We start from the raw sequence: 14,342 nt of genomic DNA on the forward strand, positions 1-14,342 counted from the left end.
TGGGCGTTGTCTGGCTGGAGGAGACACATGCGTCACGAATGGTTCGAACCCCTCGGCCCCGCGATGCGGGCGCCGGAATGGCGTGTGGTGCAGATGCTGCGGCAGCGCCACGATCCCGCGCGGCTCGAGGCCGCGCTGGCGGATGTGCTTGGCACGGCGCGGGCGCGTTACTGTGTCGGCGGGTTCGAGCAGCTCATGGCGCTGCTGCACCGCCACGGCTGGCACGCGCCGCTGATCTTGCCCGCCGATGCCCAGGGCGTCAGCGACGACGAGCGCAGCCTGGCCCGGTTCGTGCTGCTCGCATCGGAGCAGGACCGCGATCTCGCGCTGGCCGAGGCGACGATGCTGGTCACGCCGCAGGCGATCCTGCCGCTGGTGGCGGCGGGCGAGCGCATGGGCCTGCCGCTTCTGTGCGAGGAATGCCGGGAGCGGCTGCGCTGCCCCTTGACCTTCCAGTGACTGGAAGGAGTATATCCCGGCCATAGACAGATTTCGGGAGTCGGGTCATGGCTGGCCAGAGCATACGTTTCGAGGTGACCAAGCTGAATTGCGGCGGCTGTGCCGGCCGTGCGCAGAAGGCGCTGGCCGCGGTGCCGGGGGTCGACGAGGCGAGCGTGAACCTCGCCAGCAAGATGGCGAAGGTCGAGGGCACGGCGGGACTTGCCACGCTGCGCGACGCGCTGAAAAGCGCCGGCTACCCGGCGCGCGAGGCCCAGGTGAAGCTGGCGATCGAGGGCATGAGCTGCGCCTCCTGCGTGAACCGCGTCGAAAAGGCGCTGAACGCGGTGCCGGGGGTGCTGTCGGCCAATGTGAACCTCGCGAGCGAAACCGCCGAGGTGCGGATTCTCGCGGGCAGCGTCGACGGGGTTACGCTGGCGCGCGCGGCGAGCGACGCGGGCTACAAGGCGCATCTTGCCGGCGACGACAGCGCCGAGCGCGAGGCGCATAAGGCGGCGGAACACCGGGCGCTGACGCGCGATCTGATCGTGGCGGGGGTGCTGACCCTGCCGGTCTTCGTGATCGAGATGGGCGGGCATTTCATTCCCGGCTTTCACGAGGTGATCATGAACAGCATCGGGCAGCAGGCGTCGTGGCTGCTGCAATTCGTGCTGATCACCGCCGTGCTGGTCTGGCCGGGACGGCGCTTTTATCAGGTTGGGCTGCCGCTGCTCTTCAAGGGCGCGCCGGATATGAACTCGCTGGTGGCGCTGGGCACGCTCGCGGCCTGGACCTATTCCACCGTGGCGCTGTTCCTGCCCGGGCTGCTGCCCGAGGGCACCCGCGCGGTCTATTTCGAGGCCGCCGGCGTGATCGTCACCCTGATCCTGCTGGGCCGCTTCTTGGAGGCGCGGGCCAAGGGCCGCACCGGGGCTGCGATCAAGCGGCTGGTGGGGCTGCGCCCGGCCACCGCGCGGGTCGAGCGCGAGGGCCAGATCTCCGAGATTGCCATCGACGAAGTGGCGCTGGGCGATGTGGTGCATGTGCGCCCGGGCGAGCGTATCGCGGTCGATGGCGAGCTTCTGACCGGCACCAGCTATATCGACGAGAGCATGATCACCGGCGAGCCGGTGCCGGTGGGCAAGGGTCCCGGCGACACGGTTGTGGGCGGCACGGTGAACGGGCAGGGAGCGCTGAGCTTCCGCGCCACCGCCGTGGGCGCCGACACGATGCTGGCGCGGATCATCTCGATGGTCGAGGACGCGCAGGGCGCCAAGCTGCCGATCCAGGCGCTGGCCGACAAGGTCGTGGTGTGGTTCGTGCCCGCCGTCATGGCTGCCGCGGCGCTGACCTTTGTGATCTGGATGATCTTCGGCCCCTCGCCCGCGCTGACGCTGGCGCTGGTGGCCGGGGTCTCGGTGCTGATCATCGCCTGCCCCTGCGCCATGGGGCTGGCCACGCCGACCTCGATCATGGTGGGCACGGGCCGCGCCGCCGAGCTCGGGGTGCTGTTCCGCAAGGGCGACGCGTTGCAGACGCTGGACTCCTGCAAGGTGGTGGCTTTCGACAAGACCGGCACGCTGACCGAGGGCAAACCGGCGCTGCTGCGCTCGGAGGCCGCTCCGGGCTGGGACGCGGACGCGCTGCTGCGGCTGGCGGCGAGCGCCGAGCAGGGCTCGGAGCACCCGATTGCGCGGGCGCTGGAACAGGCCTCGGACGGTGCGCTGAGCCAGCCCGAGGCGAGCGAGGCCATCGCCGGGCACGGGCTGCGCGCCACGGTCGAGGGCCGGGCGCTGCTGGTCGGTGCGAAACGGCTGATGGACCGCGAGGGCATCGCCCTGGGCGTGCTGGCCGCCGCGCATGACGAGATCGCGCAGGCCGGTCAGACGCCGGTTCTGGTGGCGGTGGATGGCGGGATCGCCGGGGTGTTTGCCGTGGCCGATCGGGTGAAGCCCGGCGCCCGCGCCGCCGTCGAGGCGCTGCATGCGCAGGGCATCAAGGTGGCGATGATCACCGGCGACACGCGCGCCACCGCGCAGGCCATCGCGGGCGAGCTGGGCATCGACCATGTGGAGGCCGAGGTGCTGCCCGAGGGCAAGCTGGCGGCGGTCAAGGCGCTGCGCGCGCGCTTCGGAGCGGTGGGCTTTGTCGGCGACGGCATCAACGACGCGCCGGCGCTGGCCGAGGCCGAGGTCGGTATCGCCATCGGCACCGGCACCGATGTCGCCATCGAAAGCGCTGATGTGGTGCTGGTCTCGGGCGAGCTGTCGGGCGTGGTCGAGGCCTTCCATGTGAGCCGCGCGGTGCTGCGCAATATCCGGCAGAACCTGTTCTGGGCCTTCGGCTACAACGTCGCGCTGATCCCGGTGGCCGCCGGGGCACTCTACCCGGCCTTCGGCGTGCTGCTGTCGCCGATGCTGGCGGCCGGCGCCATGGCGCTGTCGTCGGTCTTTGTGCTGTCGAATGCGCTGCGGCTGCGGCGGCTGTCGCCGGTCATGGGTGGCGGGCGCGGTGCGCAACCGGCGCCGCGACTGGAAATGGAGCCTGCGGAATGAATATCGGACAGGTCTCGGAACGCGCCGGGCTGCCGGCCAAGACGATCCGCTACTACGAGGATATCGGCCTCGTGAGGCCGCATCGCAGCGCCAACGGCTACCGCGCCTTCAGCGAGCAGGATCTGCACAAGCTGGCCTTTCTCGCCCGCGCCCGGGCGCTCGGGTTCACCATCGAGGATTGCCGCACGCTGCTGGGGCTCTACGAGGACGAGGCCCGCGAGAGCGCCGATGTGAAGGCGCTGGCGAGCGAGCATCTGCACCGGATCGAGGAAAAGATCGCCCAGCTTCGCCAGATGCAGGACACGCTGGCACGGCTGGTGGAGGCCTGTCATGGCGACAACCGGCCGGATTGTCCGATCCTCAACGATCTCGCGGCTGAGGGGTGAGGGGGTGCGCGGATTGCCCAACCCTACGGGTCGATCCCGGCGGGTTGGCGACGGCTGGACAGGGTGAGGCCCCGGATCAGGTCCGGGGCGTGAGCCACAAGAGCCTCCCGCCCCGGACTTGATCCGGGGCCTCTGCGCCTCCCACGGGCGCTGACTCATAGGTTGAAACGCACTCCCGGACCCACGAGCGCACGCCTGACCCCGGCGAACCCCAATCATCGACAACAAAAAAGGCGCCCGAAGGCGCCTTTTCGTCATTCCTGCGGGATCACTCGCAGCGACAGTTCCATGAGCTGATCCGAGCTCGGCTCGGAGGGCGCCTGCATCATCAGATCCTCGGCGCGCTGGTTCATCGGGAACATGATGACCTCGCGGATGTTCGAGGTGCCGGCCAGCAGCATCACGATCCGGTCGATCCCGGCAGCACAGCCACCGTGCGGCGGGGCGCCGTACTGGAACGCGGTGTAGAGCCCGGCGAAACGCTTCTTCACCTCGTCCTCGCCATAGCCCGCCAGCTCGAACGCCTTGAGCATGATCTCCGGCTTGTGGTTCCGGATCGCGCCCGAGACCAGCTCGTAGCCGTTGCAGGCCAGATCGTACTGATAGCCCAGCACGTTCAGCGGGTCGCCTTCCAGCGCCGCCATGCCGCCCTGCGGCATCGAGAACGGGTTGTGCTCGAAATCGACCGCGCCGGTCTCCTCGTCCTTCTCGTAGATCGGGAAATCCACGATCCAGGCAAAGGCGAAACGGTTGGTGTCGGTGAGGCCAAGCTCTTCGCCGATCACGTCGCGCGCCTTGCCGGCCACGCGTTGGAAGCCGGCGGGCTTGCCGCCGAGGAAGAAGGCCGCATCGCCGACGCCGAGCCCAAGCTGCTGGCGGATCGCCTCGGTGCGCTCGGGGCCGATATTCTTGGCCAGCGGGCCGGCGGCTTCCATTTTGGTCTTAGAAAAGAGCTGCTTGACGATGTTCTTCGCAGCTTCCCTGTCAAACGCATCACCAGTTTTGTGAAGGTCGTAGATCTTCTTCAGAAGCGCCTGTCGCTCTTCGGTTTGCGTCATCGACTCGACCCGCGAGGCGTCCGTTCCCGAGATATCTTTGCCCTCGAGCATTGCATTTAGTGCATCCTCACACGCTATGCTGCCTTCAGGGTTCTGTACCTCCCGCCAGAAGATATAGCCCATCCCGGGCAGACCCTCTTTCTGGGCAAAGGCGTTCATCCGGTCGCAGAACTTGCGCGAGCCGCCGGTCGGCGCCGGAATGGCGCGGATCTCGGTGCCCTCCTGCTCCAGCAGCTTGGCGAAGATCGCAAAGCCGGAGCCGCGGAAATGCTCGGACACGTCCTGCATCTCGATCGGGTTGCGCAGGTCGGGCTTGTCGGTGCCGTATTTCAGCGCCGCCTCGGCATAGGGGATCTGCGGCCAGCTCGCCGGATCGTCGACTTTCGCGCCCTCGCCGAATTCCTCGAAGATGCCCGCGATCACCGGCGAGATCGTGTCGAACACGTCCTGCTGGGAGACAAAGCTCATCTCCATGTCGAGCTGGTAGAAATCGGTGGGCGAGCGGTCGGCACGCGGATCTTCGTCGCGGAAACACGGCGCGATCTGGAAATACTTGTCGAAGCCCGACACCATGATCAGCTGCTTGAAAAGCTGCGGCGCCTGCGGCAGCGCGTAGAACTTGCCCGGGTGCAGACGCGAGGGCACCAGGAAGTCGCGCGCGCCCTCGGGCGACGATGCGGTGATGATCGGCGTCTGGTATTCGCGGAAGCCCTTGTCCCACATCCGGCGGCGCATGGAGGCGACCACGTCGGAACGCAGGGTCATCGAGCGCTGCATCTCTTCGCGGCGCAGGTCGAGATAGCGATAGCGCAGGCGGGTTTCCTCAGGGTATTCCTGCTCGCCGAAGACCATCAGCGGCAGTTCCTGCGAGGCGCCCAGCACTTCGAGATCGCGCACGAAGACCTCGATCTCGCCGGTGGGCAGCTTGGGGTTCACCAGGCTCTCGTCGCGAGCCTTCACCACGCCGTCGATGCGGATGCACCATTCGCTGCGCACCTTCTCGACCTCGGCGAAGACCGGCGAATCCGGATCGCAGAGCACCTGGGTCAGGCCGTAATGGTCGCGCAGGTCGATGAAGAGGATGCCGCCGTGATCCCGGATGCGATGCACCCAGCCCGAGAGGCGGACGGTGTCGCCGACATTCTCTTTGGTCAGCGCGGCGCAGGTGTGCGAGCGGTAGGCGTGCATGATCTCAGATCCCGGTCTGTGCGGAAAAACTAGGCGCCGATACACAAGGGACCGGCGAGGAAGTCAAGGGAAGGGCCCTTGATTTGTCCAGAATTCCGGTCTGAGATAACATTCGTTAACGTTTTTACGATTCCAAGCGTTTTGAGTCGATTTGGCAGAACAGGTCACGGGGGGTGACGATGTGGAACGCCGTGATGGACCAAATGCTTCGGCGTCTGATCGTGACGGGAGGGCTGGGGGTCACCTGGCCGGACGGATCACATCGCAGCTACGGACCCGGGGACGGGCCGCATGCCAATGTGACGCTGAAGGATGATGGCATAATCAGGGAACTGGCCCTGCGCCCGGTGCTGGCGCTGGGCGAGGGCTATATGGACGGGCGGATCGAAGTGCCGCCGCAGGAGCTCTACGATTTCGTGGCGCTGCTGGTGCGCAATCAGGCGCAGGGGCGAATGCCGGCCTGGTTCAATATCGCGCATGCGCTGCGCGGCTGGCTGCGCGGGGTGGCGCAGCGCAACAATCCGCTGCGCTCGGCACGCAACGTGCAGCATCACTACGATATTTCGGACGATCTCTACCGGCTCTTCCTCGATGAGGACATGCAGTATTCCTGCGCCTATTTCGCCGATCCGAAGATGAGCCTGGAGGATGCGCAGCGCGCCAAGAAGGCGCATATCGCCCGCAAGCTGCATATCGAGCGCGGCATGCGGGTGCTGGATATCGGCTGCGGCTGGGGCGGGATGGCGCTGACGCTGGCGCGCGATTTCGGCGCGCGGGTCACCGGGGTGACGCTGTCGGAAAACCAGCTCGCCACGGCACAGAAGCGCGCCGAGGCGGCGGGGCTGGCCGACCGGGTCGAGTTCCGGCTGCTCGATTACCGCAAGATCGGCGAACGCTTCGATCGGATCGTCAGCGTCGGCATGCTGGAGCATGTGGGCTATCCGCATCTGCGCGAATATTTCTCCAAGGTGAACGACCTGCTGGAGGATGACGGGATCTCGCTGATCCACACGATCGGCCATGTCTCGCCGCCCGGCGCCACGTCGAGCTGGATCGACAAGTACATCTTCCCCGGTGGCTATATTCCCAACCTCTCCGAGGTCTCGGCGGCGGTGGAGCGCTCGGGGCTCTGGTGTACCGATGTGGAGATCCTGCGCGGCCATTACGGCCCGACGCTGAACCACTGGCGCCAGCGCTTCGAGGCGGCGCTGCCGAAGGTGCGCGAGATGTATGACGAGCGCTTTGTACGCATGTGGCGCTTTTACCTCGTGGCCTGCGAGGCCACATTCGAGGAGACGCGGCAGGGTGTGTTCCACCTCCAGCTGGCGCACAAGCAATACGCGGTGCCGACGACGCGGGACTATCTCTATCAGGATCGCCACGGTCACATGCTGCACGCGGCGCAATAGTCCGCGGCTCTCTCCGTCTCTGGATCACCAGAGCGCAGCCAAGAATTTTCGTACGAAAATTCTTGGCTGCGCTGTTGCCGTCTGCTGCACCGATTGGGGTTGCACGGGCATCGCGCTTGTCTATAACGCACGACAATTTGCGGGCAGCGGCGACTCCCCCCGCCCGTTGCCCCATGCCTGACGAACGCGCCAGAACAGAGGTCGAAAAATGCCCAAGAGAACCGATATCAAATCCATCATGATCATCGGCGCAGGGCCCATCATCATCGGTCAGGCCTGCGAGTTCGACTATTCCGGTGCCCAGGCCTGCAAGGCGCTGCGCGAAGAGGGCTACCGGGTGATCCTGGTGAACTCGAACCCCGCCACGATCATGACCGACCCGGAACTGGCCGACGCCACCTATATCGAGCCGATCACCCCCGAGGTGGTCGCCAAGATCATCGAGAAAGAGCGCCCCGACGCGCTGCTGCCCACCATGGGCGGGCAGACCGGTCTCAACACCTCGTTGAAGCTCGAAGAGATGGGCGTTCTGGAGAAATTCGGCGTCGAGATGATCGGTGCCAAGCGCGGAGCCATTGAAATGGCCGAGGATCGCGCGCTGTTCCGCGAGGCAATGGACCGGATCGGGCTGGAAAACCCCGCCGCCACCATCGTCACCGCCCCGCAGAAAGCCGATGGCAAGGCGGATCTGGACGCAGGCGTGAAAATCGCGCTGGACGCGCTCGAAGAGATCGGCCTGCCCGCCATTATCCGCCCCGCCTATACGCTCGGCGGCACCGGCGGCGGCGTGGCCTATAACCGGGAGGACTACATCCATTATTGCCGCTCGGGCATGGATGCCTCGCCGGTGAACCAGATCCTCGTGGACGAGTCGCTGCTCGGCTGGAAAGAGTATGAAATGGAGGTCGTCCGCGACAAGGCGGACAATGCGATCATCGTCTGTTCCATCGAAAACGTCGATCCGATGGGCGTGCATACCGGCGACTCGATCACCGTGGCCCCGGCGCTGACGCTGACCGACAAGGAATACCAGATCATGCGCAACGGCTCGATCGCCGTGCTGCGCGAGATCGGCGTGGAGACCGGCGGTTCCAACGTGCAATGGGCGGTGAACCCGGAAAACGGCCGCATGGTGGTGATCGAGATGAACCCGCGCGTGTCGCGGAGCTCGGCGCTGGCCTCCAAGGCCACCGGCTTCCCCATCGCCAAGATCGCCGCCAAGCTGGCGGTGGGCTACACGCTCGACGAGCTCGACAACGACATCACCAAGGTGACCCCGGCCAGCTTCGAGCCGACCATCGACTATGTGGTCACCAAGATCCCGAAATTCGCCTTCGAGAAATTCCCCGGCTCCGAGCCCTATCTCACCACCGCGATGAAATCGGTGGGCGAGGCCATGGCCATCGGCCGCACCATCCACGAGTCGCTGCAAAAGGCGCTGGCCTCGATGGAATCCGGCCTGACCGGCTTCGACGAGGTGGAGATCGACGGCGCGCCCGAGAAATCCGCCGTCATCAAGGCGATCTCCCAGCAGACCCCCGACCGCATGCGCACCATTGCCCAGGCGATGCGCCACGGCCTGAGCGATGACGAGATCCACGGCGTCACCATGTTCGACCCCTGGTTCCTCGCCCGGATCCGCGAGATCGTCGAGGCCGAGGAAGAGGTCCGCGCAAACGGCCTGCCGCAGGACGAAGAGGGCATGCGCGCGCTCAAGATGCTGGGCTTCACCGACGCGCGGCTGGCGAAACTCACCGGCTTCTCGGAAAAGGACGTGCGCAAGCGCCGCGTCGGCCTCGGCGTCACCGCTGTCTTCAAGCGCATCGACACCTGCGCCGCCGAATTCGAGGCGCAGACCCCCTACATGTACTCCACCTATGAAGAGCCGATGATGGGCGAGGTGGAATGCGAGGCGCGGCCCTCGGACAAGAAAAAGGTCGTCATCCTCGGCGGCGGTCCGAACCGGATCGGTCAGGGCATCGAGTTCGACTATTGCTGCTGCCACGCCTGTTTCGCCCTCACCGGCGCGGGCTACGAGACCATCATGGTCAACTGCAACCCCGAGACCGTCTCGACCGATTACGACACCAGCGACCGGCTCTATTTCGAGCCGCTGACCTTCGAGCATGTCATGGAGATCCTGCGGGTCGAGCAGTCGAACGGCACGCTGCACGGCGTGATCGTGCAGTTCGGCGGCCAGACGCCGCTGAAGCTCGCCAATGCGCTGGAGGCCGAGGGCATCCCGATCCTCGGCACCACACCCGACGCCATCGACCTTGCCGAAGACCGCGAGCGGTTCCAGGCGCTGATCAACCAGCTCGGCCTCAAGCAGCCCAAGAACGGCATCGCCTCCACCGACGCGCAGGCGCTGGCCATCGCCGAGGAGATCGGCTTCCCGCTGGTCATCCGCCCCTCGTATGTGCTGGGTGGCCGAGCGATGGAGATCGTGCGCGACATGGCGCATCTGGAACGCTACATCAAAGAGGCCGTCGTGGTCTCGGGCGACAGCCCGGTGCTGCTCGACAGCTACCTCTCCGGCGCGGTGGAACTGGACGTGGACGCGCTCTGCGACGGCGAGGCCGTGCATGTGGCGGGCATCATGCAGCATATCGAAGAGGCCGGCGTGCATTCGGGCGACTCGGCCTGCTCTCTGCCGCCCTATTCGCTGTCTTCCGACGTGATCGGCGAGATCAAGACCCAAACCGAGGCGCTGGCCAAGGCGCTACATGTTGTGGGCCTGATGAATGTGCAATTCGCCATCAAGGACGGCGAGATCTATCTCATCGAGGTCAACCCCCGTGCCTCGCGCACCGTGCCCTTCGTGGCCAAGGCGACGGATTCGGCCATCGCCTCCATCGCCGCGCGGATCATGGCGGGCGAAAAGCTCTCGGCCTTCCCGCTGCGCGAGGATTACCCGGCGGATGCGGATTACGACACCGATCTGCCCATCGCCGACCCGATGACGCTCGCCGACCCGAACATGCCTTGGTATTCGGTGAAAGAGGCGGTGCTGCCCTTTGCCCGCTTCCCCGGCGTCGACACGATCCTGGGGCCGGAGATGCGCTCCACCGGCGAGGTCATGGGCTGGGACCGCTCCTTCCCGCGCGCGTTTTTGAAAGCGCAGCTGGGCGCCGGCACGCATCTGCCGACCGAGGGCGCGGTGTTCTTCTCGATCAAGGACGACGACAAGACCCCCGAGATGACCGAGGCGGCACGGGTGCTGTCCGATCTGGGCTTCAAACTGGTGGCGACGCGCGGCACGGCGGCCTTCTTCGAGGGCGCGGGGCTGAGCTGCGAGGTGGTCAAGAAGGTCTATGAGGGACGCCCGAACGTGGTGGATCTGATGAAGGACGGCGGCATCCAGCTTGTGCTGAACACCACCGAGGGCGTAGCGGCCGTGGAAGATTCCCGCGAGATCCGCTCGGTCGCTCTCTATGACAAGATCCCCTATTACACGACCGCCGCGGGCGCCCATGCGGCGGCGCTGGCCATGAAGGCGCGTGAGGAGGGGGAGCTGGTGGTGAAGTCGTTGCAGGGATGACTAGAACAGGAGATCGTCTTCATCAGAAGACTGACTTTCCTGCTTCTGCGGTCGCCGCGAGTTATTCCTTGAACTCTTGAATTCATCTCCATCCAAATTTCGGGGAGGGGTGGATGTCCAAAAGATCTTCGACAGCGCGCGAAAGGCCACGCTCGCGGCGATGAGCCCACCGAACTGACCAAACGTATTTCCTGTAAGCGGCAAGACCGATCCTGTATAGGGAATGAACTGCTCTATGACGGAGAGCAGTGCAGAGACTGCGGCGGCAAAGACAATCGCAACGGGCATTGGGCAGCTCCTAGAATCGAGGCGATAGTGAGGTGAGCGTGCCTCAAGTGTGTCACACTGGTGTGATAATTCTACAAAAAATAACAGTTTCTCTCACTCTTTGCGTCCTTCGCTCTGGGCGAAGTGTGTTTCTTGTGTCACGGGCATCATGGGCTTATACAATATATTGACGAAAAGAAGGTTTTGTGCCGATATATGGAGGACACGGAGTTTCTTGTGGAAAATACTTCTGGTGAAATTCTGTACAGTTCGTTACCGTTTCGAAAACGAGAGCAGGCTATGAACCAGAGCAAATCCTCAAGTGGAGTGACCCTACCGGGGCTACGAGAGAAGCTTTTTCAAGCGGGCGTGACGGTTACAGAGCTGTCTGACCGCGCTGAACTTTCGAGGCGGACCGTCTATCAGTTGTTTCATGGAAAACCAGTGAAGCAGGGTACTGCGGCAAAAGTTGTGAGAGCGCTAAAGGAGCTTGGAGGAAACACCTCAGAATATGAAGCATTGGTTGGCATGCAGCGGTTGCGCGAAGAGGGTGTAGACAATGTTGAGCAGCTGCCTGGTACCAAGAGGCAGCTGTCGGCGCGTGAAAATCTGTCAAAATCGCTCACATTGATTACGGAACTTCACACTGTTTTCGGCCTGCTGCTAAATGACGTTATTGAAGATTCTTCACGCCTTCCGAAATCGAGTGAGTGGGTTCGGGTGCAACACCTATTTGAGGAATGTGTAGGTAGGTACCAGAGAATTTCTGAGCTGCGTAAGTAGCAACACTTGCCAGACACTTGCTTCTCCACATCCCCCACCACACCTGCTAAACCGCCCCTGACCTGCCGTTCAGAAGGGCTCCTCCCATGACCACGCCGAAACCCGTTGTCCTGACCATCCTCGACGGATGGGGCCTCCGCGACGAGACCGCGTACAACGCCCCCAAACTCGCCAACACCCCCACCATGGACCGGCTCTACGCCAGCTGTCCGCATGCCACGCTGGTGACCTTCGGGCCGGATGTGGGGCTGCCCTCCGGGCAGATGGGGAACTCGGAAGTGGGCCATACCAATATTGGCGCCGGGCGCGTGGTGGCGATGGATCTGGGCCAGATCGACCTTGCCATCGAGGATGGCTCCTTCTTCGACAACGACGCGATCAAGGCGTTTGCGGCAAAGGTGAAGGACGCCAGCGGCACCGCGCATCTGATGGGCGTGGTCTCGGATGGCGGCGTGCACGGGCATATCGAGCATATCAAGGCGGCGGTGAAGATGATCACCGATCTGGGCTGCACCGTCGTCGTGCATGCCATCACCGACGGGCGCGACGTGGCGCCGAAGTCGGGTGAGGGTTTCGTCAAGGCGCTGGCCGAGAGCCTGCCCGAGGGTGCCAGCATCGGCACGGTGATCGGGCGCTACTACGCCATGGACCGCGACAACCGCTGGGAGCGGGTGGAACAGGCCTATGACGCGATGATCCTCGCCAAGGGCGAGACCGCGCCCGACCCGGTGACGGCGGTCTCCCAGAGCTATGCGCAGGACGTGACCGACGAATTCGTGTTGCCCACGGTGATCGGCGATTACAAAGGCGTGATGCCCGGTGACGGGCTCTTCTGTCTCAACTTCCGTGCCGACCGGGCGCGCGAGATCCTCAAGGCCATCGGCGCGCCGGGTTTCGACGGGTTCGAACGCGAGAAGCCCGAGCTGAGTGCGCTGCTCGGCATGGTCGAGTATTCCACCGATCACAACGCCTATATGGCCACCGCCTATCCCAAGCGCGAGATCGTCAACACGCTGGGCGAATGGGTGGCGAAACACGGGCTGAAACAGTTCCGCCTGGCGGAGACCGAGAAATACCCGCATGTGACCTTCTTCCTCAACGGCGGCAAGGAAACGCCGGAAGAGGGCGAGGACCGGTTCATGCCGAAATCGCCGAAAGTGGCGACCTACGATCTGCAACCGGAGATGTCCGAGCCGGAGGTGGCGGAGAAATTTATCGAGGCGATCGACAAGGGCTATGACCTCATCGTCACCAATTTCGCCAACCCCGACATGGTCGGCCATACCGGCGATCTCGACGCGGCGATCAAGGCCTGCGAGGCGGTCGATGACGGGCTCGGCAAGGTGGTGGCCGAGCTGGAGAAGGTCGGCGGCGCGATGATCGTGATCGCCGACCACGGCAATTGCGAGACGATGTGGGACGATGCGACCAACGGCCCGCACACCGCGCATACCACCAATCTCGTGCCGGTGATCCTGTTCGGCGGGCCCGAGGGCGCGCAACTCCATGACGGCCGGCTCGCCGATGTGGCGCCGACGCTCTTGCAGTTGATGAACCTGCCGCAGCCCGAGGAAATGACCGGGAAGAGCCTGATCTCCTCGTGAAACGGCTGGCGCTGATCCTGTCGCTGCTCGCCACGCCGGTCCTCGCGCAGGATTCGGCGGAGGCCGCGCGCGCCGCCGCCAAGGCGCTGGAAGAGGCCTCGGTGCAGCTCGACGAGGCAGAGAGCGCGCGCGACCGGGTGCGGGCGCTGACCCGCACGGTGCAGGCCTATGAGGCCGGGCTCGCCGCCATGCGCGAGGGGCTGCGCGACGCGGCCATCCGCGAGACCGAACTGTCGCGCCGGCTGCAAAGCCAGGAGGGCGAGATCGCGCAGTTACTGGGCGTGCTCTCCAGCATGGGCGGCAAGGCGGCACCGGCGGCGATGCTGCATCCGCAGGGGCCGGTGGGCGCCGCGCGAGCGGGAATGATGCTGGCCTCGGTGACGCCGGGGCTGACCGCCGAGGCGCAGCAACTGCGCGCCGATCTCGACGAGGTGAGCGCGCTGCGAGCGCTGCAACAGAGCGCGGCGGAGACGCTTCAGGAGGGGCTCTCCGGGGTGCAGCAGGCGCGCACCGAGCTCAGCCAGGCGGTGGCCGACCGCACCGACCTGCCCAGGCGCTTCACCGAGGATGCGGTGAAGACGGCGATCCTGATCTCCTCCACCGAGACGCTGGAGGGCTTTGCCAGCGGCCTTTCGGAGATCGCCGATAACGAGGTGCTGACCAACCTGCCGCCGATGGGCGACCGCAAGGGCACGCTGGAGCTGCCGGTGCAGGGCGAGATCCTGCGCCGTGCCGGCGAGACCGACGCGGCGGGGGTTGCCCGGCCGGGCATCGTGATCGCCACGCATCCGCGGGCGCTGGTCGCGGCCCCCACCGCGGCGACGGTGCGCTACAGCGGCCCGCTGCTCGATTACGGGCTGGTGACGATTCTCGAACCGCAACCGGATCTGCTCTTTGTCTTCGCCGGGCTCGACACGGTCTATGGCCGCGCCGGCGAAGTTTTGCCGGAAGGCAGCCCCGTCGGGCTGATGGGCGGCGGCGATGGGGACAATCCGTCACCATCTGTTGATGGGGGTGGCGCTGGACGCACGGAAACGCTCTATATAGAGGTCAGGCAGGGCGATGTACCCGTGGACCCGCTGACGTGGTTCGCAAGCGACAAGGGATGATATG

At 65.0% G+C, this 14,342-nt stretch carries 10 protein-coding genes; 8 read left to right on the forward strand and 2 right to left on the reverse strand.

Translation table 11 applies throughout. From position 1 onward, the window contains the following. Positions 1-27: 27 nt before the first annotated feature. Genes Ga0080574_RS12125 through cueR form a run of 3 tightly spaced genes read left to right on the forward strand, consistent with a single transcriptional unit; the run spans position 28 to position 3,379 of the window. Positions 28-459: a hypothetical protein gene (locus Ga0080574_RS12125; RefSeq protein WP_236016363.1), complete on the forward strand. Its 432-nt coding sequence runs from the start codon at positions 28-30 to the stop codon at positions 457-459. A 47-nt stretch (positions 460-506) separates the two neighbouring features. Beyond that, a complete protein-coding gene (locus Ga0080574_RS12130) occupies positions 507-2,993 on the forward strand; it encodes a heavy metal translocating P-type ATPase (protein ID WP_076699373.1) in 2,487 nt (828 codons plus the stop codon). Continuing rightward, positions 2,990-3,379: a Cu(I)-responsive transcriptional regulator gene (gene cueR / locus Ga0080574_RS12135; RefSeq protein ID WP_076699376.1), complete on the forward strand. Its 390-nt coding sequence runs from the start codon at positions 2,990-2,992 to the stop codon at positions 3,377-3,379. The genes Ga0080574_RS12130 and cueR overlap by 4 nt, the downstream gene beginning before the upstream one ends. A 254-nt stretch (positions 3,380-3,633) precedes the next feature. Here cueR and aspS read toward each other — a convergent pair whose 3' ends face one another. Beyond that, positions 3,634-5,625 (reverse strand): aspartate--tRNA ligase, encoded by a 1,992-nt coding sequence (gene aspS / locus Ga0080574_RS12140; protein WP_076699379.1) that lies wholly within the window; start codon positions 5,623-5,625, stop codon positions 3,634-3,636. 179 nt (positions 5,626-5,804) lie between these two features. Between aspS and Ga0080574_RS12145 the strand changes: the two genes are divergently transcribed. Beyond that, positions 5,805-7,034: an SAM-dependent methyltransferase gene (locus Ga0080574_RS12145; RefSeq protein ID WP_076699382.1), complete on the forward strand. Its 1,230-nt coding sequence runs from the start codon at positions 5,805-5,807 to the stop codon at positions 7,032-7,034. Positions 7,035-7,242: 208 nt separating this feature from the next. Further along, positions 7,243-10,575, forward strand: coding sequence for a carbamoyl-phosphate synthase large subunit (carB, locus tag Ga0080574_RS12150; protein WP_076699385.1), 3,333 nt, complete (start codon positions 7,243-7,245; stop codon positions 10,573-10,575). On the opposite strand, the gene Ga0080574_RS12155 is transcribed toward carB, so the two are convergent. Further along, positions 10,576-10,863 (reverse strand): hypothetical protein, encoded by a 288-nt coding sequence (locus tag Ga0080574_RS12155; RefSeq protein WP_076699388.1) that lies wholly within the window; start codon positions 10,861-10,863, stop codon positions 10,576-10,578. Positions 10,864-11,142: 279 nt separating this feature from the next. On the opposite strand from Ga0080574_RS12155, the gene Ga0080574_RS25895 reads away from it, so the two are divergent. The 3 genes from Ga0080574_RS25895 to Ga0080574_RS12165 all read left to right on the forward strand — a co-directional run bounded on the left by Ga0080574_RS25895 (position 11,143) and on the right by Ga0080574_RS12165 (position 14,338). Then, on the forward strand, positions 11,143-11,625 hold the full coding sequence (locus tag Ga0080574_RS25895; protein ID WP_156876352.1) for a hypothetical protein: 483 nt from the start codon (positions 11,143-11,145) through the stop codon (positions 11,623-11,625). A gap of 86 nt (positions 11,626-11,711) precedes the next feature. Further along, positions 11,712-13,229, forward strand: a complete 1,518-nt coding sequence (gene gpmI, locus Ga0080574_RS12160; protein WP_076699391.1) for a 2,3-bisphosphoglycerate-independent phosphoglycerate mutase — start codon at positions 11,712-11,714, stop codon at positions 13,227-13,229. Next, the gene (locus Ga0080574_RS12165; protein WP_076699394.1) at positions 13,226-14,338 is read left to right on the forward strand and encodes a murein hydrolase activator EnvC family protein; all 1,113 of its coding nucleotides are present in this window, start codon (positions 13,226-13,228) and stop codon (positions 14,336-14,338) included. Before gpmI ends, Ga0080574_RS12165 begins: the two co-directional genes overlap by 4 nt. The last annotated feature ends 4 nt before the right edge of the window (positions 14,339-14,342 follow it).

The organism is Salipiger abyssi, from assembly GCF_001975705.1.
Lineage (GTDB): Bacteria > Pseudomonadota > Alphaproteobacteria > Rhodobacterales > Rhodobacteraceae > Salipiger > Salipiger abyssi.

Excerpts from the sequence above, each read along its gene's own strand:
- Ga0080574_RS12125 (WP_236016363.1), top strand. The coding sequence starts at position 28 with ATGCGTCACGAATGGTTCGAACCCCTCGGCCCCGCGATGCGGGCGCCG.
- Ga0080574_RS25895 (WP_156876352.1), top strand. The coding sequence starts at position 11,143 with ATGAACCAGAGCAAATCCTCAAGTGGAGTGACCCTACCGGGGCTACGA.
- Ga0080574_RS12155 (WP_076699388.1), bottom strand. The coding sequence starts at position 10,863 with ATGCCCGTTGCGATTGTCTTTGCCGCCGCAGTCTCTGCACTGCTCTCC.
- gpmI (WP_076699391.1), top strand. The coding sequence starts at position 11,712 with ATGACCACGCCGAAACCCGTTGTCCTGACCATCCTCGACGGATGGGGC.
- cueR (WP_076699376.1), top strand. The coding sequence starts at position 2,990 with ATGAATATCGGACAGGTCTCGGAACGCGCCGGGCTGCCGGCCAAGACG.
- carB (WP_076699385.1), top strand. The coding sequence starts at position 7,243 with ATGCCCAAGAGAACCGATATCAAATCCATCATGATCATCGGCGCAGGG.
- Ga0080574_RS12130 (WP_076699373.1), top strand. The coding sequence starts at position 507 with ATGGCTGGCCAGAGCATACGTTTCGAGGTGACCAAGCTGAATTGCGGC.
- aspS (WP_076699379.1), bottom strand. The coding sequence starts at position 5,625 with ATGCACGCCTACCGCTCGCACACCTGCGCCGCGCTGACCAAAGAGAAT.
- Ga0080574_RS12145 (WP_076699382.1), top strand. The coding sequence starts at position 5,805 with ATGTGGAACGCCGTGATGGACCAAATGCTTCGGCGTCTGATCGTGACG.